Consider the following 26038-nt stretch of genomic DNA (forward strand, 5'->3'; position numbering starts at 1 on the left):
TCGAGTGGAAACGGTATTATTTCGCCGGTAATGGGGCTTCTAAAGCTTTGAGAATGCGATCGCTCACATCTTCTAAATGTGCCTTAGTCGCCGTATCCATTTGCTTATGATGACGCTTTAAAGTCCGGGAAATCTGCTGACCCAACTCACGCAGTTGATAACGAGCCAAAACTCTAGCATCTTCTGGGGCATCCAAAGTTTGCAAGGCCACAATAAAATCCAAAAAATTGGTAGCATTTCGCAAACTTTCAGGATTCCGCAACACCATATTAACTAAAATATTTAAATGCTGCCGTTGTAACCCTCGACGAATCGTAGATATCTCCAAAGACTTCCCATCTCGTTGAATAATCTCTGACCAAATGCCCAGATGTAAGGTATTAAATAATTCTGGCATGGTCAAACTTGCCTCTGCTCCATAAGTTATTTCCGCATCGCGGACTCGTTCCAATCGTTCCGAGGACAACAGATCGCTTAATATAATTCCTTGGACAAGGGAAATCTGATTATAAATCGGATAATCTAAGCGAAAAATTGGCAAATCAATCCCCCAATGGAACCACCGAGAAGGCGCTAACTTATTAATTAATTCTGGAGGGAAATCAAACGCATTCTCAGCAAAAATGTACTCTTGCAGTAAAGCCAAAGCTTGCCTTTGTTCTTCTAGCGGCACGATTTCAAAGGGTAAACGCGCACCGGGATCGGTTGGGCGATCGCGATAAAATCTTTGTCCACCAATATAGGTTGTGGCACTCATGGCATAGCCCATATAGTAGCCAAAAATCAGGTTAAAAGCATCGCGCAAATCTGCATAACCTTCCTGGGGCAACAGATAACTTGTATCGAGATTTCTCCAAGCCTCACGAGCATTGTTTAATTGTATTTGGGAATAGGCCAAGGGATTGGCACTCAAATCCCAAGGTTTCGCTTTCGGATCGAGCATCCCCCAGGCATCTTCATCAGTGGCATAAGCCAGTTCTATTTCTGGGGCTCGTTGGGCAATTTTTTTCAACTCCGGGATTTCTCCTTCAGGGGTCATGGCTGGAATCGGTTTATAAGCATAGGCGATCGCCCATTCATCGTAAACACCAATCTGCGTCGGATAATAATCGCCCTGGACTTGTCCGGGAGGTGCCAAGTTCACCGGAAGATAATCCATCACGGAACTGACTAACCCTTGATTTCGAGTAATATCAAGATTATTTAACTCTTCTGGCATCCGCAGATTACTGCCGCTAAAATTATGACGCAAACCCAGGGTATGCCCGACTTCGTGGGCAACCAAGTGGCGTAAAAACTGATGAATATAGATTTGCATTTCTTTGTCATTCAACCCGAAGTTCTGCCGTAAGGACAAAGACAACGCACCAAAAGCCGCTTTTCGGGCGGATCCAATCCCAAAGCATAACTCATCCTGTCGGATTAATTGGGATGATGCTTGCAGTTGATTTCGCAACGGATGGGTGGCACCCAGCAAATTTTGTAAAAATGTGTCCTGTTGAAAATCTGGCAATCTCACAGCGGGATTACACACCAAAGAGTTAGCCAGCAGAGAAGAAATCCCAGAGACTTCTCCATAAGAATTTTGGACGATAGTCCGATATTCTCGCTGCATGAAATTAATCATATTGGCGCTAATCAGCACATCCGCATCCAAAATTTGTCCGGTCAAGGGATGAGCCCGAAGTGGGCCCAATGCAAACCCCCCATCAAGAGAATTAAACCAGCGAATAGTGTTGTAGCGGACATCCGCCGGATCCCAAGTAGCATCATCGGGCATTTGTCGCACTTCGATCGCATTAATAAAGCCAGCTTTTTGAAACGCCGGATTCCACATTAATACCCCTTCGCGAATAGCATCTCGATATTCCAAAGGCACATTATTTTCAATCCAAAAAACAATCGGTTCTTTAGGTGGGGATAAAGGGGCATTCGGGTCTTGTTTTTCTAAATGCCAGCGGTTGAGATAGCGCACAAAAGTCTCTGAGGGGTCTTGACGAGATAAGTCTTGGTACGCAGTCAAGAAATGACCTACACGCTCGTCAGCTAAACGGGGGCGATAACCATTGTTAGTCGGTAGTTCCGATAAACTATAGCGCACGGTAAGGGAAAACCCGCGAGGATCTGCCAGGGTCTCTGGAGAAAACCAGGACATTCCAGTTCCCGATAAACCATAAACCCAATCAATCTCAAGATTTAACGGAAATGCTTTCAGGTTTTCCAGATAAGAAGTCCCTGAATTTAAGCTATATGATTCACCGATTAACCAAGGAAACGCTGATGCGAGTCCGGCAAAGTCAGTCATCAGCATTTCACTGATATCAACCAGCAATGTTTTTCTTTCCGGGTGAATACTTTTGACTGTCAGCGGGTAGATGGCTGAGTCACTGAAAGCGCGAGGGAGCGATCGCCCTTGGGGATCCCCCGGTTCAGTGCGGAAACGGGTGTTTGGCACCACCAAATCCACACGAGTTTTCTGCACCTGACGCAACTGAAACACAAAATCCTGAATCGGCATTCCCTGATACATTCCCCAAGCGCCAATCCCTCCAGAGAGAGTGGCCACCATAAAGAAATTGCGATTGAGTTGCTCTGGTTTAATTTCCAGATACACCGTATTTTCGTTTGGCTTCCGGTACAGGGTGAATAATCCTTCTAGCTTCTCAAAATTTTTGATCGCCTCATCAAAGGGTTCTAACTCCTCGGATTCTTCTTTATTTGCCTCATCTCTATTGGGTGCAGCGGGTGGCGAAGCTTGAGCCACAGACAATGGCTCCCCAGACTTAATTCGGGCAATATTTAAGTTAGTTTTTTTATTAATAAATCCTGAATCATCTTTTTGTTTAAAAACTAAATTCCCCGCTATGCCTGGAGAAATGCCTAAAAAAATGCAAAAAAAACCCAACAGACTGAGTGATAATCTTTTCATCGAACTAACCCATAGAGTATTTGACATCTGCCAAAGGATGATGATGGAGAAGTATGGTTGATTTCCGTCAATCGATTTGACTGACTGTATTTGCGGAGTTGAGCATCCGTTACCGCAGCGGGTCACGAGTTGACCGCATTGCTAAATTGTTCAGCTATTCAATATTTTAAGTCTAAAGTCAATTGAATGCATGATTTGCCATAAATTAATTTACAATTTTTGGTTTTTAATCTTTTATGGTTTAATTATACTACTTTTAGTTAAATTGTTCTTTAAAAATCGATAAAATCTGCTTTTTTTATATACAATATAGGCTGATAGCAGATATTTATTTCGGCGACAAACCCGATTAAACAATAAATAAACCAAGGCTAATTGATGGTCGAGCGCCTTTACTGGATCGCCAACCTGTCTATATTATAACAATAATATGGTAATTATAACGATAAATAAATATTGAATATGTCAAAAAAATCAATATTTTAAATTTTTAGTAACCTGAAATTTTTCGACTATTTCTGATTCAACTGGTTTTCTCTAAAGCAATACAGCACTTTCCTCTGCTATGGGGTACATCGCCAAGCGCTGTAATTGACCGATCCTGATACTTTCATCGGAGATTTTCCTCAACTGAACCCAGGAGGGGGCGATCGCGCATCGGTGGAAGCAGCGGCATTTTTCTGTCTTCCTGCCTTTCCCCGCCTTTCCATTAATAAATATCAAATATTAGATATCTGATAGCAAGCACTTTAATTTGTAAACCGGGGATCTTAAGTTCCCATCTGGATTGACAAAATTTATTAAAATTGGCTATAAGTAAAGCCAGCAGAGAATTTCAGGGCAATTATCTGACGGTATTTGGCGAAAATCGATTGACAATAGCTCGCCGAAATTCTCAGAATAGGTTAACATAAGTTTACACATAAAATGAAAATGTCTAAAAGCGCCCCATATCGGTTATCTGAGGAGGAATGCCGGTGAATAACAAAAAGTGGAGAAATGCCGGACTGTATGCCCTGCTGGCGATCGTTGTCATTGCTTTGGCAACGGCCTTTTTGGATCAGCCCCAGCAAAATAGGGAGACTTGGCGATATAGCAAGTTCATCCAGGAAGTGGAAAATCAAGGTGTGGCGAATGTGAGCATTAGCACCGATCGCACCAAAGCCCTGGTGACTGCTAAAGATGGCAGCAAAGTCCTGGTGAACCTGCCCAACGATCCGGCACTGATTGATACCTTAACCAACAATAAGGTCAATATTGAAGTATTACCTCAGAGTGATGATGGCTTCTGGGTAAAAGCTCTCAGTAGCCTATTTTTCCCCATTATTCTTTTGGTGGGTTTATTTTTCTTGCTGCGTCGAGCTCAAGCAGGTCCTGGTTCTCAAGCGATGAACTTTGGCAAATCCAAAGCCAGAGTACAAATGGAACCCCAAACTCAGGTAACATTTAGCGATGTTGCGGGGATTGAACAAGCCAAGCTGGAACTGAATGAAGTGGTGGATTTCTTGAAGAATGCCGATCGCTTCACCGCTGTGGGAGCCAAAATTCCTAAAGGGGTTCTACTCGTAGGCCCGCCGGGAACGGGTAAAACCCTTTTGGCGAAAGCCGTTGCGGGAGAAGCCGGAGTGCCTTTCTTCAGTATTTCCGGTTCTGAGTTCGTGGAAATGTTTGTCGGGGTTGGCGCTTCTCGCGTCCGGGACTTATTTGAACAAGCCAAGTCCAGTGCCCCTTGTATTGTATTTATTGATGAAATTGATGCCGTGGGTCGTCAGCGCGGTGCTGGTTTAGGTGGCGGCAATGATGAACGCGAACAAACTTTAAACCAGTTGCTCACTGAGATGGACGGGTTTGAAGGCAATACGGGGATTATTATTATTGCGGCGACGAACCGCCCGGATGTGTTGGATGCGGCGTTGATGCGTCCCGGTCGTTTTGACCGCCAGGTGGTGGTCGATCGCCCCGACTATACAGGTCGTCTGGAAGTGCTCAAAGTTCACGCCCGAGGCAAGAGTTTGTCCAAGGATGTGGATCTGGAGAAAATTGCTCGCCGGACTCCGGGTTTCACTGGTGCAGATTTGTCTAACCTGTTGAATGAATCGGCAATTTTGGCAGCGCGGCGCAATCTCACGGAAATTTCTATGGATGAAGTGAATGATGCGATCGACCGCGTGCTCGCAGGTCCTGAGAAGAAAGACCGGGTGATGAGTGAAAAGCGGAAGGCTTTGGTGGCTTATCACGAAGCCGGTCATGCTCTGGTCGGTGCCCTGATGCCTGATTATGACCCGGTGCAGAAAATTAGCATTATTCCTCGCGGTCGGGCCGGTGGTTTGACCTGGTTCACTCCCAGCGAAGAACGGATGGATTCTGGGTTGTATAGCCGCTCTTATCTGCAAAATCAGATGGCGGTTGCCCTGGGTGGTCGCATTGCTGAAGAAGTTGTTTTTGGTGATGAAGAAGTGACCACAGGCGCTTCCAGCGATTTGCAACAGGTGGCTCGCGTGGCTCGGCAAATGGTGACTCGCTTTGGTATGAGCGATCGCCTCGGTCCGGTGGCCTTGGGTCGTCAACAAGGGAATGTGTTCCTAGGTCGCGATATCATGGCGGAACGGGATTTCTCGGAAGAAACTGCCGCTGCCATTGATGATGAAGTCCGCAACTTAGTTGAGCAAGCTTACCGTCGCGCTAAAGATGTGCTGGTGAGTAATCGCTCGGTTCTGGATCAATTGGCCAAGATGCTGATTGAAAAAGAAACCGTGGATGCGGAAGAGTTGCAAGAACTGTTGATCGAAAGTGATGTCAAGATGGCGGCGATCGCCTAATTGATCCAGTCATAATTGGTTATTGGTTATTAAACAAGAAAGCAAAATAACTGCTCGATACGCCCAACCCCCCTTTTGAAGGGGGGTTTTTATAATTTTGCTTGATTATCTATTGGTTATTAGTTATTAATTATTAGTTTGTTGTTGGTTGTCATAACATAAATAACGAGTAACCAATAACTAATCAATTAAAAAAACCTGAAAAAAACTTGTTTGTAACAAAATGTAAAGCTTTGAGAATCTTCACAAGTTTTTCACAATCCCTGATTATCGTAATAATTAATAAAAGTCCACACCCGATAAATAGGCTGTTTAAAACCTGGTTTAAAAATCGCTGACCAGCATTTTAGTATTTAACTTGAAATGCTTTATTTAATAAGAAAAGCGCTGGTCAGCTTATAAAAACTCACTTATGCTGAACTGGAGGTCATTTCTGAGCGTCAAACCCTGTTAATAACCGTACTCAAATTTACCATTTTGATTTAGCCCGACTTGCACCAATTTTTCCTAACCACTACTTCTATCAATTTTAAACCTGATTTATTTTTCCATACCCTCTTTCAAAATCACTGGCCAAAACTCGGTTACACCGATCACATAAATAAAGGCCAGCATTAAAAAAACCCAGACCCACCCGGTCTGGGTTAATTATTTTATCCGGTGACTAGCATTTGTAGGGTGGGCAAGGTGTTGCCCACCCTACAGCTAACCGATTAAAGATTTAATAGTTTCTGGATGATATGTTTGGCTTGTCCGGCATAGCCACCACCAAACAGGTTGAAGTGATTCAGGATGTGGTAGAGATTGTAAAGAATTTTACGATGCTCGTAACCCGGTTCTAAAGGCCATGTAGCTTGATAGCCCTGGTAAAACGCGGGAGGAAACCCGCCAAAAAGTTCGGTCATGGCTAGATCCACTTCGCGATCGCCATAATAGGTAGCGGGATCAAAAATCACCGGTTCCCCACTGGGAGTCACCGAAGCATTTCCCCCCCATAAGTCCCCGTGAACTAAAGAAGGCTGAGGTTGATGACCGGCTAAAATTTCCGGAATTTTGGCGAGTAACTCGTCGGCTTCGGGAAAATAACCGCCTCGACGTTGGGCTAACTGAAGCTGATAACGGATCCGCTGTTCTACCCAAAACTCTGCCCAATCATCAGTCCAAGCATTCATCTGTGGTGTAGAACCAATGGTATTACTTCGCTCCCAGCCAAATTTATCCGCCACCCCAGTACGGTGCATTTCTGCTAATTTTCGCCCCATGTCTTGCCAGACGCCGGTGGTACTGGATCCTCCCAGGTCGAGCCATTCCAAGACAATATAAGCGTGATTTTCTACAGTGCCGGTACAAATGGGTTTGGGAACGCGAATGGTTTGGGTTTTCCAGATTTGCTCTAGCCCCAGGGCTTCTGCGGCAAACATTTCCACCAAGGAGGCTCTGTTCAGCTTCACGAAATAGTGATGCTCCTGAGAGTCTAAGCGATAACCTTGATTGATACAGCCACCGCCGATAGAACGGTGCCGATCCAGTTTGAAGGTTTCCCCTGTGACTTCGGCAATGTGCGAGGCAATTTTATCCCACATGATATCCCATCAGATAAATATTAGACAAATATCAGACAGCTTTGATTGACGTTTTAGATTGTTAATCTAACAATTGTGCTATCTAGCCCCAATCCAGAGAAAGTAGTCTAAGCGCTAAAGCGATAGCCAAGCTTCACTCACTCTGGTCTGGTTAGTAGGACTGTAAAATTAGGACTCTAAAATTTCGATTAATTTATCGCCCATTTCTCGACAGCCGACCAGTTTCATCCCCTGGGACATAATATCGCCGGTCCGATAGCCCGCATCAAGGACTTTGATCACTGCTTGCTCAATTTTATCTGCCGCTGCCGGTTGGTCTAAGCCATAGCGCAGCATCATCGCGGCGCTGAGAACCTGTGCCAAGGGGTTGGCTTTATCCTGTCCGGCAATGTCTGGGGCGGAACCGTGGACGGGTTCAAATAAGCCAGGGCCTGATGCGCCTAAACTGGCAGAGGGTAACATCCCAATGCTGCCGGTGAGCATGGCAGCGGCGTCGGAGAGAATATCCCCAAATAAGTTGCCGGTGACGATGGTGTCAAACTGTTTGGGCGATCGCACTAACTGCATCGCTGCATTATCTACATATAAATGTGAAAGCTCCACATCGGCATATTCCTGACTGAGGGCGGTGATGCCATCGCGCCAGAGTTGGGACACTTCCAGCACATTGGCTTTGTCCACAGAGCATAGCTTGCGACCCCGTTTGCGAGCGGTTTCAAAGGCTACTCGGCCAATGCGTGAAATCTCAGATTCCGTATAAGCCATTGTATTGACGCCGCGTTTTTCCCCGGTTTCGGTAGTAAAAATCCCTTTGGGTTGACCAAAATAAATTCCCCCCGTGAGTTCTCGCACCACCATAATATCTACACCGCTGACGATTTCCGGCTTGAGACTGGAGGCATCGACCAGTTGGGGTAGAATGGTCGCCGGTCGCAGATTGGCAAATAACCCCAATCCCGCACGAATGGCTAAGAGTCCGGTTTCCGGGCGTTGATGTCGCGGCAAGTTATCCCATTTGTAGCCACCAATGGCCGCTAAGAGTACCCCGTCACTTTCTCGGCTGATGTCTAAGGTTTCCTGGGGTAAGGGTTCCCCAGTGGCATCAATGGCAGCGCCCCCTAATAAGGCTTCTTTGAATTGAAAGGTGAGGTCGAATTGGTGACTAATCACTTTGAGCACATCTTGGGCGATCGCCATAATTTCTGGGCCGATGCCATCCCCGGGTAATAGGGTAATCCGGTATTTTTTAGTCATATAGATTTAAAATTTTTGGCGCGTTTAGCGTTGATTTTGTTTATGGCAACAATTTGCCAATCATTCATCATACAGGGGAAAGGGATTATATAGTTATTTGTTATTTGTCCGAAAGTCATTGGTTAATAGTCATTTGTCAATAGTCATTGGTCAATAGTCCTATCTCTATGCTCTTTTCAACACGACCAACAACCCCCCCAACCCGATGGCGGTCAAACGCCATCGGGCAACAAATAACAAATAATAAATAATAAATAATAAATAATAAATAATAAATCACAAATAACAAATAACAAGTAATATTAGCGAATATAACCAAAAATGGTTATAAATAAACGGTTTGCAGCTAGATTTATGAATTTTTGACAGATGACGGCTTTACTCACACAAATTCAAGAGAGTCTATTAGAGCTATTGGGTCAAACGATTACAGCAATTCCGGGGGTTGGCATCGCTCTGGCAGTATTATTCTGTACCCGCGTGGTGGCAAAGTTAGTCAAACGGGGAGCGGATCAATTAACCCAGCGAGCAATTAAAAGCCCTTCTCTACGGATGTTGACGATTCAAACGGCGTATGTAGCTACTTTGTCCGCAGGGGTTCTCGCTGCTTGTGTGATTGCTTTCCCGGATTTACGGTTGGGAGATATTATCGGCTTTTTAGGGTTGGGTTCTGTGGCGATCGGTTTTGCCTTTCAGGACATCTTTAAAAACTTTTTAGCCGGTATCTTGTTACTGTTACAAGAACCTTTTCAAATCGGCGATCAGATTTTAGTGGGAAAGTTTGAGGGAACTGTAGAAGAAATTTCGATTCGGTCTACCCAAATTCGCACTTATAAAGGAGAAAGGGTGGTCGTCCCCAATGCGATGGTGTTTACATCTCCGGTAGAAGTTAGAACCGCTTTTGCACAAAGACGCACGGATTTAGAAATTGGTTTAGATTACAATACGCCTTTGGCGGAAGCAAGAGAAGTTTTGCTCGAGGCAACCCAAGAAGTAGAGGGTGTGCTTTCACAACCGGCAGTGGAAGTAGATGTGGTGGGATTTGGCAGTAGTTCGATTAATTTGATGGTGCGTTATTGGACTTTTCCAGAAATTGCTCAGGTTCGTCGGACGAAAAGTCTCGTAATTATGGCTTTGAAAGCATTGTGCGATCGCGCTAATTACAATATTCCCTATCCTATTCGCACTTTGTATCACTTCGATCGGGAAAAATATAACGATTGTTATCCCATTGGGGCAAATGCGACTGATGGCGATCGCCCTCTTTAGTCTCCGGTGCGATCCTGGGCCAAAAGAATTTCTGCTAAAAAAATCAAAGAAACAGCTATATTTACTGATGCTAATTTTGCGAAAATTATGCAAATATCATTATTTTATTTAATTTTTTAGGGGCGATCGTAATATCGTAATAATTATGGAGTTTGAGGTTTGATCAATTTAATATTTTTATGGAAAAAGAAAAATATTCTGTAAACGAGTCAAGAGATTATCCGGCAATCAATTGGGAAAACTCTGTCTCTCTCAGAGAGGGGAAAAATAACCGTTGACAATACAAATTGCTCAAAATGTTATATATTAGATTGGTTCATATTTTGCGTTCGCGTAGCGGTGCGGTGTACTATCGCGTAGCGGTGCGGTGTACTTTCCCCGAAAACAGAGAAATACCATGAACCCAGAACCAAAGCAGCGAAATATCCGCCCCAGGGCGATCCAGTATAATCCCCTAGACTGGAGTAATTACCGTCAGCGAGTGCAGGAATTTTGCGATCGCCTGAATTCTGTTTCTGACTGCGAGCAGTTGCTGCTCCTCTCAGAGGATTTTATCAGAAATGAGAGCAAATACTATGCTTTAATTAGCGAAAAACAGTTTAAGAATTTTCAGCTAAGTTTAGCGGATTTGTCTAGTCTATTTCCCAAAAATCACACCGACCCAAATCGGTTAAAAATTTTGATGAAAATTCTCCTAGAACAGCAATTAGAAACCTGTTGGTATGATGAGTTTCCCCGCTATGTGAATGCTGAAGATATCAAAAATGATGTCAAACTATACGATCTGACCACATCCCCTTCTGCTTATCCAATCAAGTTTTCTTTTATTGTGCTGCGAGAAAACGGAATTCACCGGATTATTAGTCAGATCGAACGTCGGATTCGAGGGTGGCTGAATCATCCAGCGGGGGGAACAGTGGGGATGAAAACGATCCAATCTAAGCTAGAAATGATTGTATTATTAAATGAAATATGCGATCGCGTCGGCAAAGTTTACGGAAAAGAAGTTTCTCTCCAAATTAATAGTATAATTAGAACCATTGAACATCAAAAACATCTGGCGCATTTGGGGTATTGGGCGCCGCCAAACAGTAGCCATAGTACCGGCTATGCGGCGGATATCGAACGCCGCTGGTATTACGACAATAATCGGCCATTATTTACAATAATTGCACAAATTTTGCAGGATTATGAAAGTCGCTTGATTTTGAATGTCATTGACGAAGATCGAGTTTGGCATATTTGTCTAAATCCTGAGTGGATCGAGTTTTATCAAAAATTAATCAAAAGTTAATTCTGGAAAATTATCAAACTTGCTTATCTTATGTGTGGAATTGCGGTTATTTTTGGAGAAAACGCCGAGTGCCAACAGTCAGAACTGTTGCAGATGATTGCGAGAATGGAGTCTCGCGGCGAGGTGACAGAAACATTTATTCATCCCCAGGTGGTGACAGGAACTAGACGACTGAAAATTGTCGATCGCGAAGCTTCCCAACAGCCAATTTTTAACCCTAATCGGGATAAGCTAGTGGTGTTTAATGGGGAAATTTTCAATTTTGCCGAATTGCGTTCGCAGCTTGCGGAAAAGTACCCACTTAAAACTCATGGGGATACGGAAACTATTTTATATGCTTTTGAAGAATACGGGGAAAAGTGCGTTGATTTGTTTGAAGGTCAATTTGCCTTTGTCATCGTTGATTTAAAAGAAAATAAATTATTTTTTGCCCGCGACCCATTAGGAATTATCCCCCTCTATTTTGTCCGTGATTCCCAGTTTTTGTATATTGCCTCTACCATTAAAGCCTTAACTCATTTAAACCAACCTATCGAGGTTTTATCCCCCGGTTGCTATCAGTGGAGTGATCTCCCCCCTGTCCAGTATTTTCAACCACAAATTTCAAGTCAAACCGCTACCCTTGAGGAATTTTTACCCCAACTGAAAACAACTTTAGTCGGTGCAATTCAAAGACGCACTGAAACCGATCTACCCATTGGGGTAATTTATAGTGGGGGTTTAGACAGTTCAATTGTTTTAAGTCAAGCAATTAAATATCACCCCCAGGTGACGGCTTTTACTATTGGTTGTGAAGGCAGTGAAGACTTTGCCATTTCCCAGCGGTTTTGTCGCGATCGCGGCATTAAACAGGTGGTGATTTCTCTGCAACCGGAAGATTTCCGTCGCCACGATATTAAAGCCGCCATTCAAGAGTCTGAGTTAACGGAATATGGAGATATTATTAATGCGGCGATTAGTCTCAAATTGTTTGCCAAAATCCACGAAGCAGGGATTAAAGTGGTTTTGGGGGGAGATGGCAGTGATGAACTTTTTGGCGGTTATGAAATGTACGGTTTGGAAATGACGGACAGCAACCGACAAAATTTATTTTTTTATAAATTAATGAATCTGCACCGGACTGAATTGCAACGGGTAGATCGATGTAGTATGGCTTTTGGGGTAGAAACGAGAGTGCCGTTTTTAGCAAAACCCGTACTCGATCTGGCGTTAGCGACTCCCCAAACTTGGAAAATTAATGACGGTTTTGAAAAGTGGTGTTTGCGGCAAGCTTTTCAAGATGAACTGCCAGACTATATTATTAAACGTCACAAAAATCCCCTGTCTCACTCTAGCGGACTGCACGAATGGATTAGACGGTATAAATGGTGTTTTCGCCATGACTACGATCGCGAACAGTATCGATTACATGATTCGCTGAAAAAAGACTTTTCAGCGATTTTAAGAGAAAATAAATATTCGGTTGATCTGGCGCTTATGGCCACTAAATATTCCCAGGACTATAGCCGTTTTGACTTGCTGCTAGAAGGAATCAAAGCGTCAGTGAGAACGGCAATTTTTCAATGGCGATCGCGCTGACAAAAGGGAAGAGGCAACAGGGTGTAGGGTGTAGCCCTTCGGCAGGCTCAGGGTAAGAGGTGTAGGGTGTAGGGAAGAGTGAAGAGTGAAGAGTGAATAGTGATATTTTTTTTGTACGGGCGTCCTTGCGAAGCATAATCCGTCAGGCTATATGGCCATTCGCCTCTACGACTTTTCAATGCATCACTTTTCACTTCTCTCCCCCCTGCACCCCCGCACCCCCGCTCCGAAAGCTCCCCCGTTTGCTTATATTGCTTGTACCATGCGACCAGAAATTACTTCCCAAGTACCTGGGGTAATACTTCGGGCTACATCACGACATTTAACCAGCAAATAACAGGCGTAAAAATAATCAGTCAGGGCTTGTTTTTCCCCTGGGGTTAAGTCTAACAGTTGTGGATCGAGTTGAAAACTATTTAACCAAGTTTCCCAGAGCACTTGGCGAAATTGACAATGAACTTCAGAAGAGTCATTGTTTCCAGGAATACTCGTTTGTAGGGCATTTAATCCCTCCAGCAGGGGAGAAATATCGCCAAATACTGAGAAGGTTTGTAATTGTTGGGCGACAATTCCTAGAAAGGCTAAATCTCTGGCTCGATCTAAAGATATTTCCCCTTGATTGGTCAAGACTTCATCGAAACTTAAGGAAAGATAACGCGCTCGATCTTGGGCGAGTTTTCGAGCCAGATTGCGGGTTAAATTTCTGGATAATTTGTCAATATCTAAAGGATGAGATAAGGCAAAGGTAAGATTTTGCCGGAAATCATTGGTTAGTCCACGAGTGTTATGAATAATGTCCGTCAGATTCACCCCTAAGCTATTAGATAGTTTTAAGCTGTTAATTAAGAGGAGATCGTTGTTGAGGGTTAAATTTAATTCATTAATTAGCGGGTTTTCCTGCTGAAAAGTTTGCTGGAGGGCAAATACTGTAAATAGGGCTGCGGTTTTTTTAGCCGCAGGCAGGATGGTTTCTGAGTTGGTGTCACTGCTCCTCGTGGTGGCTTGCTCTGCCCACCGTAAGAGCGATCGCAGTTTGTTGGCATCGTTTTTGCTTTCCGAGTTGCCACCGTTTTGCTCATCCCGAACCGACGCCAGATATTCTTGGGCGCTGGCTTCAATTAACAATAGCAATTTATCCGCATTCGGAGTTTTCAAACCAGAGAAAAACAATAATACCTCTTGCCACCTCCAGACCGTTAGAGATTCTTTGACGATGTTGGCAATTAACCGATGTTCTATAATATATGCTGCGGCAAAAAACTCCTGAACCGTGGCATGAGAAAATGCCAATAAATCCCTACTAATCGCCGTTAAAATTCCTGTATTTATGGCGATTTCCTTCAAAATATCCTCTGAAGCTTCCTTAGTTGCTGACTCGCTAATTTGCCCCGGCATTTGACTGATTAAATCTGTCCGCAAAAAACAAAATCGTTCGGCAACTAACCCTTGATAGGCAATTTGGGATAGCCAAGATTTGAGCAAATGTTGATTCAGGTTGAGGGCTGTTTTCTCTAGGACAATTTCTAAAGCTTGCTCATACAGTAAAATTCTATTTCCTGGGATTATCTGATCTTGATGATAGACAAAACATAACAAATTTAAGCACAACGGCACTTGAGCTAATATTTTGGCGCTTTCATATTCTGGTTGTTGCAATGCTTGTAAAAACGATTTGGCTAAAAATGTGGCTTTTGAGGTAGCTTCTGAGGTAGCTTCTGATATATTAACCGGAGAATTACCGGGAGAATTACCCGGAGAATTACCGGGAGAATTACCGGGAGAATTACCGGGAGAATTACCGGGAGAATTACCCGGAGAATTACCGGGAGAATTACCGGGAGAATTACCCGGAGAATTACCCGGAGAATATAGATTGTTTTCCTGGTTTACTGCCACCGTAAACCAATGATGAATCAATTGGGCAATTTGCTGAGAAGAAAAATGGCTCAAAGCTACGGGCATAAACTTTTGCCACGGGTTAGGATGACCAATGCGATCGCTAACAATAAAATAGTTGTTGGGGTATTGTTCAATAAACCGTTCGATTTGGGCGATCGTTTTTGGGCGTTGTTCGCTGTCTAACTCATTCACCCCATCCAGCAAAATTAATAATCTTCCTTGTTCTAAGGCTTTTTTCGTCAGTTTTTCCGCCAGAGGAAACTCCGCACCGCGAAACAGATCCAGCAAACATTTTTCTAGATTCAGTTCTTGAAGTTTCAGGGTTTTACAAGAAATCAAAACTGGAAAATAAGTCCGAGGCAAAAATTTACCCAGCTTTTTGCCTTGAAGAGTATCCAGGCCAATTTTCCGCAACAAAGTAGACTTACCCGAACCCGCTACCCCAAACAGGACTAAATATTGATGTTCATTCACCATATCAATGGCTAATTCTTGGCGATGAATTTGATCCATCCAAGGCTCATAAGCTTTATTCAGTGATGAACTAGGGAGGTAACTTTCTGCCCTGGGGTTTTCTAGAGAATTCAGTAATTCTGGCTGAGGCGACAGCCAACAATACATCTCTGTATAAATATCATTCAATGGCACGGAAGAATCAATGCCAAAGAGATTGACTTGGCCGTATTTTTCCCAATATTGATGGGCATAAAGCGTCGCTGCCGTGGCGATCGCTTTTTCGGTTTTTTTGTCCAGACGTTTCTCAAAAATACCTAAAAATTTACCTTCCCCCTGATTCAGGGTTTCCAAGGTAATCTGACTAATATTTTTGGCCGCCTGAGAAATCAAGGTTTCAAGTCCAGTCATGGTGAAGTAGGGTTGCTGAAGGATGAGTCACTGTGGTTAACGGATGCAGATGTTCAGATTGTAGCAAGACTTTTCTGGCTGCAAGGCGATCGCTGCGCCCATTTGTCATCAATTCATCGCCAAAATTGCCCAAATTTTGGCGGATCTGAGGGGATACACCGGATGTAATCCCATAATTCTCAGCATTTACTTGATTAACTTGCTTTCTTTCTTTCTTTCTTTCTTTCGCCTACCTCTCGGTAAACCAGCCCGGAGAATAACTTTGAACCTTGATCCGGGCGAGTTTTTCCTGGGGAAGGGGTTTGCCGAAACCCAACAGAACGATCGCCGAATCCGCAAAAAATCTTAATTGCCGACTCAGGAATGAATTTATGTAAAAATTTTGAACTAGAATCATACAAACTTCTGTCCACTTTTGTGAAAAAAACAAGGTTTTTTGCTCTGATGTCCAATTTGATGAAGCGATGGCGCATCCGCGCCGCTTCGCGAACGGCCAAAGATTTGCCCAACAGATCGCCAAAACGCTATTTATCCCCCTCGGTCTTTTGGAGTATTCGCCAAGGGTTTCCCCAATGGCTGAAAATTATTTTAGCCATCACCGCTTTAGCGGTTCCATTATTTTTATGGGCGATTCTCACTTATAGTGGCTTAGTTGCCCCGATATTACTGCCTACCCCAACCGCAGTATTCACTGCGGGCATAGAAATGTTTTTTCAAGAAAACCTTTGGGTGGATATTGTCGCCAGTTTTGGCCGAGTTTTAGGGGGATTTGGAGCCGCAGCCATTGTCGGAATTCCTATTGGCATTGCTATGGGAACTTTTTACAGCATGGAAAGCCTATTGAGTCCGATTGTCGGGACGGTTCGTTATATGCCAGTGGCGGCATTTATTCCTCTAGTTATCTTATGGTTTGGCTTGGGAGAAATGGCCAAAGTGGTGATTATTTTTTTGGGCATTGTTTTTTACAATGCTATAATGATTGCCGATGCAGTCAAGTTTATTCCCAATGAATTATTGAACGCGGCTTATACTCTAGGGGCTAATCGCAAAGATATTTTATTTAAAGTGATATTACCCGCCTCATTTCCCAGTATTCTCGATACTTTGCGGGTGAATGTGGCCGGAGCTTGGAATTTTTTAGTTATTTCCGAATTAATTGCCGCCGATAAAGGATTGGGATTTAGAATTGTTAAAGCCCAGCGATATGTTCAAACCGATAAAGTTTTAGTGACTATTATCGTTATTGGCTTGATTGGCTTATTCTTAGATTATGGCTTTAAATTAATCGCCGAAAAATTAACTCCTTGGGCTGAACATAGATAGCCGCACTTAAAATAACCAGAAGCGGCTCAGAATTTTTTCATCAGGATTTAAGCAAACCAACCATGTATGCATCTCACCATTCTCTATCGCGGGCAGTTAAATAGCTGTAATTATGGCTGTGAATACTGTCCTTTTGCCAAACAATCCGCCAATGTTGAGCAATTAGCGGAAGATAAAAAAGTCTTAGAACGCTTTACCCATTGGATTGCTACCCAAACTGGCAAGGCATTTTCGATTTTTTTTACCCCCTGGGGAGAAGCATTGATTTATGATTGGTATCAAGAAGCTTTAACCGACTTGAGTCATAAGCCAAATGTGCAGAAAGTGGCAATTCAGACGAATTTATCCGGTGATTTAGGTTGGGTGAAATCAGCCAATCCTGAAACTTTGGCATTTTGGGCAACTTTTCACCCCGAATGGGTTTCTAGAGCCGATTTTTTGAGCCAATGTCGGATATTAGATGATTTTAAATTTAGGTTCAGTGTGGGAGTGGTTGGTTTTGTTAAATTTAAGGCAGAAATTGCGGCATTGCGGCAGGAACTTCCGCCACATATTTATCTGTGGATTAATGCGGTGAAGCGGGAGTTAACCACACTTGCTCTCGCAGACCGGCAATTTTTTGAGCAAATCGATCCGCTGTATTATTTGAATACTGAATATTATCCCTCATTGGGTTATTCTTGTCGAGCCGGAAGTTCGGTGATTTCTGTGGATGGGGATGGCACGATGCGCCGTTGTCATTTTATTAAAGAACCAATTGGTAATCTTTACGATCGCAATTTTGCCCAGGGGTTATTTGATCGTCCTTGTTCTAATGCCACTTGCCACTGTCATATTGGTTATGTTCACTTAGAATATTTACACCTCGATCGCGTGTTTGGAGACAGCATTCTGGAACGCATTCCCCAAAAGCAATTCTTGGATTGATACGCGATCGATTTTCGGTTTGATTCATTTAAGGCAATTGATTGGCTTCAGGGCATTTTCTCAAGTTATGCGGTTATTGAGTGCGGTTATTGAGTGCGGTTATTTGGTGCGGTTATTTGGTGCGGTGAAATTCAATCAGCGATCGCGATTATTTCCTCGTGAAATCACTGGATCGTGAAATCATTAGCTGGTGAAATCATTGATGAGATTTGATTTTCCCAAATCCTCGGTACGGATAAACCACACAATAGGTGACAATCAAGAACAACCCAGGTGACAATCTAAGACCGAAAATCCCAGGGATCTATCGGTAAAGATTTGCCAGAACAAAAGCACGAATCATCAAGAGGTAAGCTAAAGTAGAGATACGCCATCGTCCATGGCTGAAAAGCGTTTACTAGAAACCCGGGTTTGGGAAACTGCCAAAGGTGCAATCCACCAGCAGTTATTTCTAGGTTGAAGTCAGGGAGATTTAGGCCCGAGGTAGGTGATTTTATGCTAGTTCACTCATTGCGTCTCCTGCTGGTTGATAAGCAAGAAGAGTCTTTTTCACGGATTAAGCAGTTCCTCAGTGAAATTGAGCTATTCACCAGTTCACTAGACTGGCAAACCAGCGCTAGTGGCGCGATCGCCTCGATCGCCGCCCGACCTTATGATGCCTATTTGGTGGATGGGAAATTTGCGATCGCCAATGGTCATCAATTGTTCACAACGGTATTTACCCCCCAAAGCACTGCCCCAGTCTTATGGCTGGTTGAGAGTCTGGAGGATGGCATTGCGGCGTTAAAAGCTGGCGCGGCAGACTATTTGATTCGCCGTCAGTTAAGCGCTGGTTTACTGGAACATTCTTTGCGGTTAACGGTGGAAATGGCGCGGTCTAAAGCACAACTGAGTGCTTATCACACTTGCTATCAAACAGACCTGCAAAAATACCCTCAATGTTCGATCGTCAATTTCCCCCAACTGATTGTGACTAATTTTCCCGATCCGGTTTTTATTACGGATCTTGAAGGAAACTTTCAGTTTGTTTCTCCTTGTCCTGAACCGATTTTTGGCTATTCTTGCTCTGAAATTCAGGGGTTCGGGAATATTGCTCGACTTTTGAGTCCCAGACTTTTTGACCTCCAGGATCTACAAAACCAACGAGAAATTCCCCATATTGAAACCAAAATTATTGATAAATTTAATCAACTTCATCGTTTGTTAGTCACGGTTAAGTTAATTTTTGTTCCGGGAGAAGTGGCTACCGTGGCCAGCATTCTTTATATCTGCCATGAAATAAATCTACCCCAAGAGGAACCGGGCGATTTCAAAGGATCTAATCAATTATTGCCCCGAAACTCTGGAGAAGAATTGACTCCAGAAATTCAACAAATCCGAGATTTAGAAGAAGCATTGCAGCAAAGTGAAGAGCGGTTTCGCATTACCTTTGAACAGGTGGGGGTTGGTCTATGTCATTTATCAACCACGGGACAATGGTTGCGAGTGAATGACAAATTTTGCCAGATTGTTGGCTATTCGCGATCGGAACTTTTAGGTAAAACTTGGCCGGAGATTACTCAACCAGAGGATATTGAGTTAGAAAATAAGTTTTTGACTCAATTATTAGCAGGTAAAATGAATCACTGCTGTTTTGAAAAGCGGTTTATCTGTAAAGATTGCCGGGTGGTTTGGGTACAGATTACGACTACGGTATTACGGGACGGGCTGGGAGAGGCCGAATATTTGATTCAAGTGGTCGAAGATATTACCGAACGCCAAGAAAATCAACTTCAAATTCAAAAATTAGCCGAGCGATTATTCACAGTCATTGATGCGGTGGGAGAAGGGATTACCCTGAGCGACGCCTTTGGTAATTTTATAATTTTTAATCATAAAATGGAAGAAATCACGGGTTATAGTCCGTTGGAAGCGAATAATAGCCATGATTTTTTATCGTTAATTTATACGGAAAAAGAAGAAGAGTATAAAGCCAGAGAACATTTGTCGGAGTTATTGCAAAAAGGGCAAACCTATAATATTGAAACGACGATTCGGGCTAAAGATGGCTGCCGGAAAACTTTACTGGTTTCCAGTAATTTATTGCAACTGGGGGAGGAGCCTTGTTTTTTAAGTGCGTATCGAGATATTACCGAACGCCAAGCGGATCAAAAAGAACTCGCCAAACAAAAAGCCAATCTCGCGGAAGCCCAAAAAATTGCTCATTTGGGCAATTGGGAATTGGATGTGCAAACTTACAAACTTACTTGGTCAGAAGAGACATTTAGAATTTTTGGTTTTGATGCCCAACAAGCAGAACCCCCGTATGAAAGAATTTTGGCCTTAATTCATCCCGACGATCTCGAACAGTGGCAAGCGACCCAACGGCAGGCGATCGCCTATCAAAAATCTTATGAAGTGGAATTACGCATTTTTCGACCGGATGGTTGTTTGCGGCATTTAGTTAGCAAAGGCAATCCCATTGTTAATTCCCAGGGTCAGGTGACGAAGATATTCGCCACCATGTTTGATATTACCGAACGGCAACGCATGGAGGAAGAACTGCGTCAAAGCAAACTGTTTATTGAAGCGATCGCTGATGCTTCTCCAGCTATTTTATATGTTTACGATCTGCGAACCGGGCGGAATATTTATGTGAATCACCAAATTTATCAAATCTTGGGATATAAACCGGAGTATATTCAACAAAAAGGGTTTAATTTTTTATGGGAAACCATTCACCCGGACGACCAAAAATATCTCCAGGAATATTCTCACATATTCCCACATCTCCAACCGGGGGAAGTTTATGATATAGAATATCGCCAAGAACATATCAATGGTTCTTGGCATTGGTTCCGTTGTCGGTCGGTGGTATTTACTCGCGATGCGGACGGTAACCCGCAACAAATTATCGGCACCGCGATTGAGATTAGCGAAGAAAAGCGCATTCAAATGCAGTTGAAAGAAAGTGAAACTCGCTTAAATACGATTATCAACAGTATTTCTGATGGGATTTTAATTGTCGATCGCCACGGCATCATCCGGTTTGCCAATCCGGCAGCCACGAAAATATTTGGTCGCCCCCTTTCACAGCTAAAAAATCAAGATTTAGGATGGCCAATGGTGGTGGGCAATACCGCCGAATTGGGGATTATTTTACCCAATGGAGAAGTGAGTTTTGGGGAAATGACCGTTGCCGAAACGGAATGGGAAGGGGAATCGGTTTATGTGGTTTGTGTGCGGGATATCCATCAACGACGCAAAGCCGAAAAAGCCTTACGAGAAAGTGAAGAAAGATTTCGGCAATTAACGGAAAATATTGCAGTCTTGTTTTGGTTGATCGATGCTCAGACCCAGGAAATTCTTTATGTCAGTCCAGCTTATGAAAAAATCTCGGGACGGAGTTGCCAATCTTTATATGCGGATCCGAATAGTTGGATTGCCGCGATCGTCCCAGAGGATCGAGAAATGATTTTCACGCATCTGCCTAAACAGCGAGCGGGAGAATTGACCCAGATAGAATATCGGATTATGCGACCCGATGGGCAAATCCGGTGGATTGAAGCTCGGACTTTTCCGATTATCAATGAAGAAGGGGTGATCGTGCGGATTGCAGGAATTGCTGAGGATATTAGCGAGGGCAAATGGCAACAGCAGCAATTAGAAAAATACCGCCATCGGCTGGTAGAACTGGTGAAAGAACGCACCAGTCAACTGAAAACCGAAGTCAGCCAACGTCAGCAAGCGGAATCAGAAATTTATTTTCAAGCCCGTTTATTAGATGTGGTAAATCATGCGATTATTGCCACGGATTTATCCGGGGTGATTATTTATTGGAACCGATATGCGGAAATTCTCTATGGTTGGTCTGCCCAAGAAGCATTAGGCCGCAATATTACAGACACCCTCGCCATATGGGAAAATCGCCAACAAGGTTTAGAGATGTTAAACCAACTCCGGCAAGGGAAAAATTGGACTGGGGAATTCCTGGTGCGCCATAAGAATGGCAAGATATTTCCGGTGATGGTCAACAATGCTCCTTTTAGAAATAAAGCGGGTGAACTGGTTGGGACTGTGGGGGTTTCTTATGATATTTCTCAGCAAAAGCAGGCAGAAGAGGCGCTAAAAAAAGCCAATGCTTCCCTAGGGATTGCCGTGGAAGAACGCACGAAAGATTTAGCTGGGGCAATCCAACGGTTGCAAGAAGAAATTATCCAGCGCCAAGAGGCAGAAATTGCCTTGCGGGATAGTGAACAAAGGTTTCGGGGAATGTTTGAACAAAGTGCTGTGGGCATGGTGTTGGCCGATCGCACGGGAAAATGGCTGCGAGTGAATCAAAAATTTTGTGAATTTTTAGGCTATTCGGAGTCAGAGTTATTACACATGACATGGGCAGACATTACCTACTCAGAGGATATGCTCAAATCCACCGATCTGGTTAGGCAGTTATTTAAAGGTGAGATTGATAGCTTTACCCTGGAAAAGCGATATTTGTGTAAAAATGGTGATATTAAATGGGGTCATTTAAGCTTTTCTTATGTGCGATCGCCCGGAGGAGATCCGATTTATTGTTTAGGGGTGATTGAGGATATTTCCGAACGCAAGCAAGCGGAAACTCAGTTGCGCGATCGCCTCCACTTAGAAATGGCTTTAGCCGAAGTTTCTCGCGAGTTAGCCAATCAACAAGTAACCAATTTGTATCGGGTGCTGCAACTGCTGGGGATGGCGGTACAAGCCAACCTTGCTTATTTAATTGTCTTTGAGTTAGAAAGTAACCTGCTCAAGGAAGTCTATGATTGGTCTGATTTCGAGCGTCCGGAAAATCTTGATAAGTTCTTCAAAATCAATCGAGCATTATTACCCTGGTGGACCGAACAACTAAACCGGAAGCAAAACCTGGTGATTTCCCAGATCAAAAATTTGCCCCCTGAAGCCGAACTGGAGAAAAATATTCTTCAAGATTTGCGGGTTGGCTCGATGATTACCGTACCAATTCACAGCCCAGGGGGACAACTTTGGGCAGAAATTGGCTTTATTACCTTGGAAGATAACTTAAAAAATTGGTCTGAGCAAGACGCTCAGTTATTAAGAATAGTGGGCGAAATGCTTTCTAGTTATTGGACTAACCAGCGCGATCGCGAAAGATTGCGGAACTCAGAAGAACTCTATGCTGGCATCTTCCAACATTCCGCCGAAAGTATCTTTTTGTTAAAGCTGACTGATGATAATCGCTTTATTTATGAAACGATCAACCCTAGCTATGAAAAAAATTTTAAAGTTAAAAAAGAAGAAGTTTTTGGCAAGTATTTAGACGAAGTTTTACCCATAAATCTGGCCAAAAACTTCCATAAAAAATTTCACAACTATCTTAAAAAATCGGAAGCTATCAGCTATGAAGAAGTCGTAGATTTACCCGAAGAAACGAAAATATTACGCACGATTCTTTTGCCGATCAAGGATGAATCGGGCAAAATCATCAAACTACAAGGCAGTTCTAGGGATATTACTGAAGAAAAACAATTTCAAACGGAATTAGAACAAGCGAAACTGGCTGCCGAATCCGCCAACCGAGCCAAGAGTGAATTTTTGGCGAACATGAGCCATGAACTGCGAACGCCACTGAATGCCATTCTCGGATTTACCCAAATCATGCGACGGGATCTTAACCTGTTAGAAACCCACCGAGAACAATTATCGATTATTCATCGATCGGGAGAACATTTACTCTCATTAATTAATGATATTTTAGACTTGTCCAAAATTGAACTAGGTCGAATTTACCTGGAATTCCATAACTTTGACTTTTATCTGATGTTGGCAAGTCTCAAAGAAATGCTACAAGTTAAGGCGGATGCTAAAAATTTAGCCTTTCAGATTGAATGTTCTTCGGAAGTTCCTCAATATCTAGAAACCGATGATAAAAAATTACGCTCAACCTTAATTAACCTGGTTGGTAATGCCATTAAATTTACTGAATATGGCAGTGTTGTCTTACGAGTCAGTTTGGCAGACTATGGTTATTTTCCCCCAGCGGATGTCAGTAGCTTCCGCCTCAACCAGAAAAAGTTAAAACTGCATTTTGAAATTGAAGATACAGGCCCGGGGATTGCCTTTGAAGAAATGGATACGTTGTTTCAACCTTTTATTCAAACCAAAACCGGGGAAAAATCAGCGGAAGGCACTGGCTTAGGTCTAGCCATCAGCCAAAGATTTGTGCGACTAATGGGCGGAGAAATTACCGTCACTTCTAAAGTCGATATGGGTTCGATTTTTAAATTTGACATTCTCTGTGCAGAAGGCACTCAAATTAAATTAATCCCCCCAGAAGTCTCTCAACGGGCGATCGCTCTAGCCCCCAATCAACCTACCTATCGAATTCTGGTGGTCGAAGATCAATGGACTAACCTAAAACTGCTTACCAATATCCTGGAACCTGTGGGGTTTGCCGTCTGTGAAGCCCAAAATGGTTTGGAAGGCTTGGAGGTCTGGCAGCGTTGGCAACCGCACTTAATTTTTATGGATCTGAGAATGCCCGTCATGGATGGTTATCAAGCCACCCAACAAATTAGAATCCAAGAACAACAGCGCCGCCAAAAAAAATTCACCTTTAAAGGCAAAATTTTTGCTGGCCATAACTTGATGCGCTCATCATCAGTTAACGCCCAAGACCCGGTGGATCATACGGTGATTATTGCCTTAACTGCCAGTGCCTTTGAATCTAATCGCTCGGTGGTCTTAGACGTAGGCTGTGATGATTTTATTCCTAAGCCTTTTGAGGAAAATGTCCTCCTAGAAAAAATTGCACATCACTTGGGGGTACAGTATCTTTATGAAAGAACCGCTTATGGAGAATTTTTGCCTGATCGCTTTCCGCCACAAACCCAGGATCAACTGATTACCTCAGAAAGCTTAAGTGTGATGCCGAATGAATGGATTCTTGAACTCCGTTCCTCCGCCCTCGCTGCCCGAGAACAACGGATTTATAAATTGATTTCACAAATCCCGGAAGCCGATAAATGGCTGGCTGTGGGTCTAACTAATTTAGTAAAAAATCTTCTCTTCGATCAGATAGTTGACTTAACCCAACCCTATTATGAATAAGTTGAAATCATTGAATTATAATGGTGATATTTTGATTGTAGACGATCATGTAGAAAATCTACAAATATTGTTTTCCATGTTGACGGATTATGGCTATGAAGTCCGACGAGTCCTCAACGGGATTCAAGCTTTGAACGTGGTTAAATCTGAGCCTCCGGATCTGATTTTGTTAGATATTCTGATGCCGGAAATGGACGGCTATGAAGTATGCAGATATTTAAAAGCTGAAGCCAGTACCGCGAGTATTCCAGTGATTTTTTTGACCGCCTTAGATGATGAAGTGGATAAGTTAAAAGCCTTTGAAGTAGGGGGGATTGACTACATTACCAAACCCTTTCACATGAAGGAAGTCATGGCGCGGATTGAAAATCAATTAACTATCCAAAGGCAACGGCGGGCGATCGCCGAGCAAAACGAGCAACTCAAAGCCCAAAATATCCGCTTAGAGCAGTTAAATACTGAACTGATTAAATTAAACTCCAAACTAGAACAATCCAACCAAGACTTAGAACAATTTGCTTATATTGCCTCCCATGATTTGCGATCGCCATTGCAAACAATCATCGGCTTTGCCCAAATTTTAAACCAGAAATATCAGCAGTACCTAGACGAAAAAGGTAAGCATTATCTAGACAGGATTATTACCGGAGGCTATCGCATGAACAAATTGATTGGGGCGCTGTTAGAATATTCGCGGATCGACTGCAAACATCTAGAATTTAAACCCGTAGATGGAAACAAAATGCTGGCTCAGGTATTAGAATCGTTGCAAGCCGAAATTGAAAGCAGCCACGCGGTGATAGTCCGAGATAACCTGCCTAACTTTATTGGCGATGAAGTGCAAATTGAACAACTTTTTCAAAACCTAATTAGTAATGGGATTAAGTATCGTAATCCCCAGGTAAAACCGCAAATTAAAATCACCGTTGAACCCAGAATAAATTTTGAATACTTAATTGGCATCCATGACAATGGCATAGGCATATGTGCTGAGGATTTTCAGCGGATATTCCAAGTGTTTCAACGTTTACATAACTCAGAGCAATATCCGGGGACCGGCATTGGGTTAGCGGTCTGTCAAAAAATTATTGATAACCACGGGGGACGGCTCTGGGTTGAATCCGAAGAAAATCAAGGAACTAGCTTTTATTTTACCCTGCGCGGTCAAGAAATTCTGGCCACCCCAACGGTGGAGCAAAAATAATTGTCAAATTAA

Annotated in this window: 15 protein-coding genes; 9 read left to right on the forward strand and 6 right to left on the reverse strand. The window is 43.2% G+C overall.

Annotation, left to right across the window (positions count from 1 at the left end):
• Positions 1-16: 16 nt before the first annotated feature.
• Entirely contained in the window at positions 17-2929 is a 2913-nt protein-coding gene (locus AM228_RS12075) for a zinc-dependent metalloprotease (RefSeq protein ID WP_054466365.1), read from the reverse strand.
• A 591-nt stretch (positions 2930-3520) separates the two neighbouring features.
• On the opposite strand from AM228_RS12075, the gene AM228_RS32430 reads away from it, so the two are divergent.
• Entirely contained in the window at positions 3521-3667 is a 147-nt protein-coding gene (locus tag AM228_RS32430; protein WP_156331714.1) for a hypothetical protein, read from the forward strand.
• A gap of 233 nt (positions 3668-3900) precedes the next feature.
• Positions 3901-5748, forward strand: coding sequence for an ATP-dependent zinc metalloprotease FtsH3 (gene ftsH3, locus AM228_RS12080; RefSeq protein WP_054466366.1), 1848 nt, complete (start codon positions 3901-3903; stop codon positions 5746-5748).
• Positions 5749-6461: 713 nt separating this feature from the next.
• Here the strand turns inward: ftsH3 and AM228_RS12085 are convergent.
• Positions 6462-7331 carry a fructosamine kinase family protein gene (locus AM228_RS12085; protein WP_054466367.1) on the reverse strand — a complete coding sequence of 290 codons (870 nt, stop codon included), beginning with the start codon at positions 7329-7331 and terminating at the stop codon, positions 6462-6464.
• Between the two features lie 168 nt (positions 7332-7499).
• Positions 7500-8585: a 3-isopropylmalate dehydrogenase gene (leuB, locus tag AM228_RS12090; protein ID WP_054466368.1), complete on the reverse strand. Its 1086-nt coding sequence runs from the start codon at positions 8583-8585 to the stop codon at positions 7500-7502.
• Positions 8586-8954: 369 nt separating this feature from the next.
• On the opposite strand from leuB, the gene AM228_RS12095 reads away from it, so the two are divergent.
• From AM228_RS12095 to AM228_RS12105, 3 genes are all read left to right on the forward strand, one after another.
• Positions 8955-9854 (forward strand): mechanosensitive ion channel family protein, encoded by a 900-nt coding sequence (locus AM228_RS12095; protein WP_054466369.1) that lies wholly within the window; start codon positions 8955-8957, stop codon positions 9852-9854.
• A 397-nt stretch (positions 9855-10251) separates the two neighbouring features.
• Positions 10252-11148 carry a hypothetical protein gene (locus AM228_RS12100; protein WP_054466370.1) on the forward strand — a complete coding sequence of 299 codons (897 nt, stop codon included), beginning with the start codon at positions 10252-10254 and terminating at the stop codon, positions 11146-11148.
• Positions 11149-11241: 93 nt separating this feature from the next.
• Positions 11242-12726: an asparagine synthetase B gene (locus tag AM228_RS12105; RefSeq protein WP_231636765.1), complete on the forward strand. Its 1485-nt coding sequence runs from the start codon at positions 11242-11244 to the stop codon at positions 12724-12726.
• Between the two features lie 246 nt (positions 12727-12972).
• Here AM228_RS12105 and AM228_RS12110 read toward each other — a convergent pair whose 3' ends face one another.
• From AM228_RS12110 to AM228_RS32435, 3 genes are all read right to left on the reverse strand, one after another.
• Positions 12973-15489 carry an NACHT domain-containing NTPase gene (locus AM228_RS12110; RefSeq protein WP_054466372.1) on the reverse strand — a complete coding sequence of 839 codons (2517 nt, stop codon included), beginning with the start codon at positions 15487-15489 and terminating at the stop codon, positions 12973-12975.
• Positions 15476-15598 carry a hypothetical protein gene (locus tag AM228_RS36180; protein WP_255353190.1) on the reverse strand — a complete coding sequence of 41 codons (123 nt, stop codon included), beginning with the start codon at positions 15596-15598 and terminating at the stop codon, positions 15476-15478. The genes AM228_RS12110 and AM228_RS36180 overlap by 14 nt, the downstream gene beginning before the upstream one ends.
• A 120-nt stretch (positions 15599-15718) precedes the next feature.
• On the reverse strand, positions 15719-15886 hold the full coding sequence (locus AM228_RS32435) for a hypothetical protein (RefSeq protein ID WP_156331715.1): 168 nt from the start codon (positions 15884-15886) through the stop codon (positions 15719-15721).
• A 47-nt stretch (positions 15887-15933) separates the two neighbouring features.
• Between AM228_RS32435 and AM228_RS12115 the strand changes: the two genes are divergently transcribed.
• The 4 genes from AM228_RS12115 to AM228_RS12130 all read left to right on the forward strand — a co-directional run bounded on the left by AM228_RS12115 (position 15934) and on the right by AM228_RS12130 (position 26026).
• A complete protein-coding gene (locus AM228_RS12115; protein ID WP_231636766.1) occupies positions 15934-16812 on the forward strand; it encodes an ABC transporter permease in 879 nt (292 codons plus the stop codon).
• 66 nt (positions 16813-16878) lie between these two features.
• Positions 16879-17739, forward strand: coding sequence for an STM4011 family radical SAM protein (locus AM228_RS12120; RefSeq protein ID WP_054466373.1), 861 nt, complete (start codon positions 16879-16881; stop codon positions 17737-17739).
• Between the two features lie 495 nt (positions 17740-18234).
• Positions 18235-24822 carry a PAS domain S-box protein gene (locus AM228_RS12125; RefSeq protein ID WP_054466374.1) on the forward strand — a complete coding sequence of 2196 codons (6588 nt, stop codon included), beginning with the start codon at positions 18235-18237 and terminating at the stop codon, positions 24820-24822.
• Positions 24815-26026, forward strand: a complete 1212-nt coding sequence (locus AM228_RS12130; RefSeq protein ID WP_054466375.1) for a response regulator — start codon at positions 24815-24817, stop codon at positions 26024-26026. Before AM228_RS12125 ends, AM228_RS12130 begins: the two co-directional genes overlap by 8 nt.
• Positions 26027-26038: the final 12 nt, after the last annotated feature.

Origin of the sequence: Planktothricoides sp. SR001 (genome assembly GCF_001276715.1) — a bacterium.
Classification (GTDB): Bacteria; Cyanobacteriota; Cyanobacteriia; order Cyanobacteriales; family Laspinemataceae; genus Planktothricoides; species Planktothricoides raciborskii.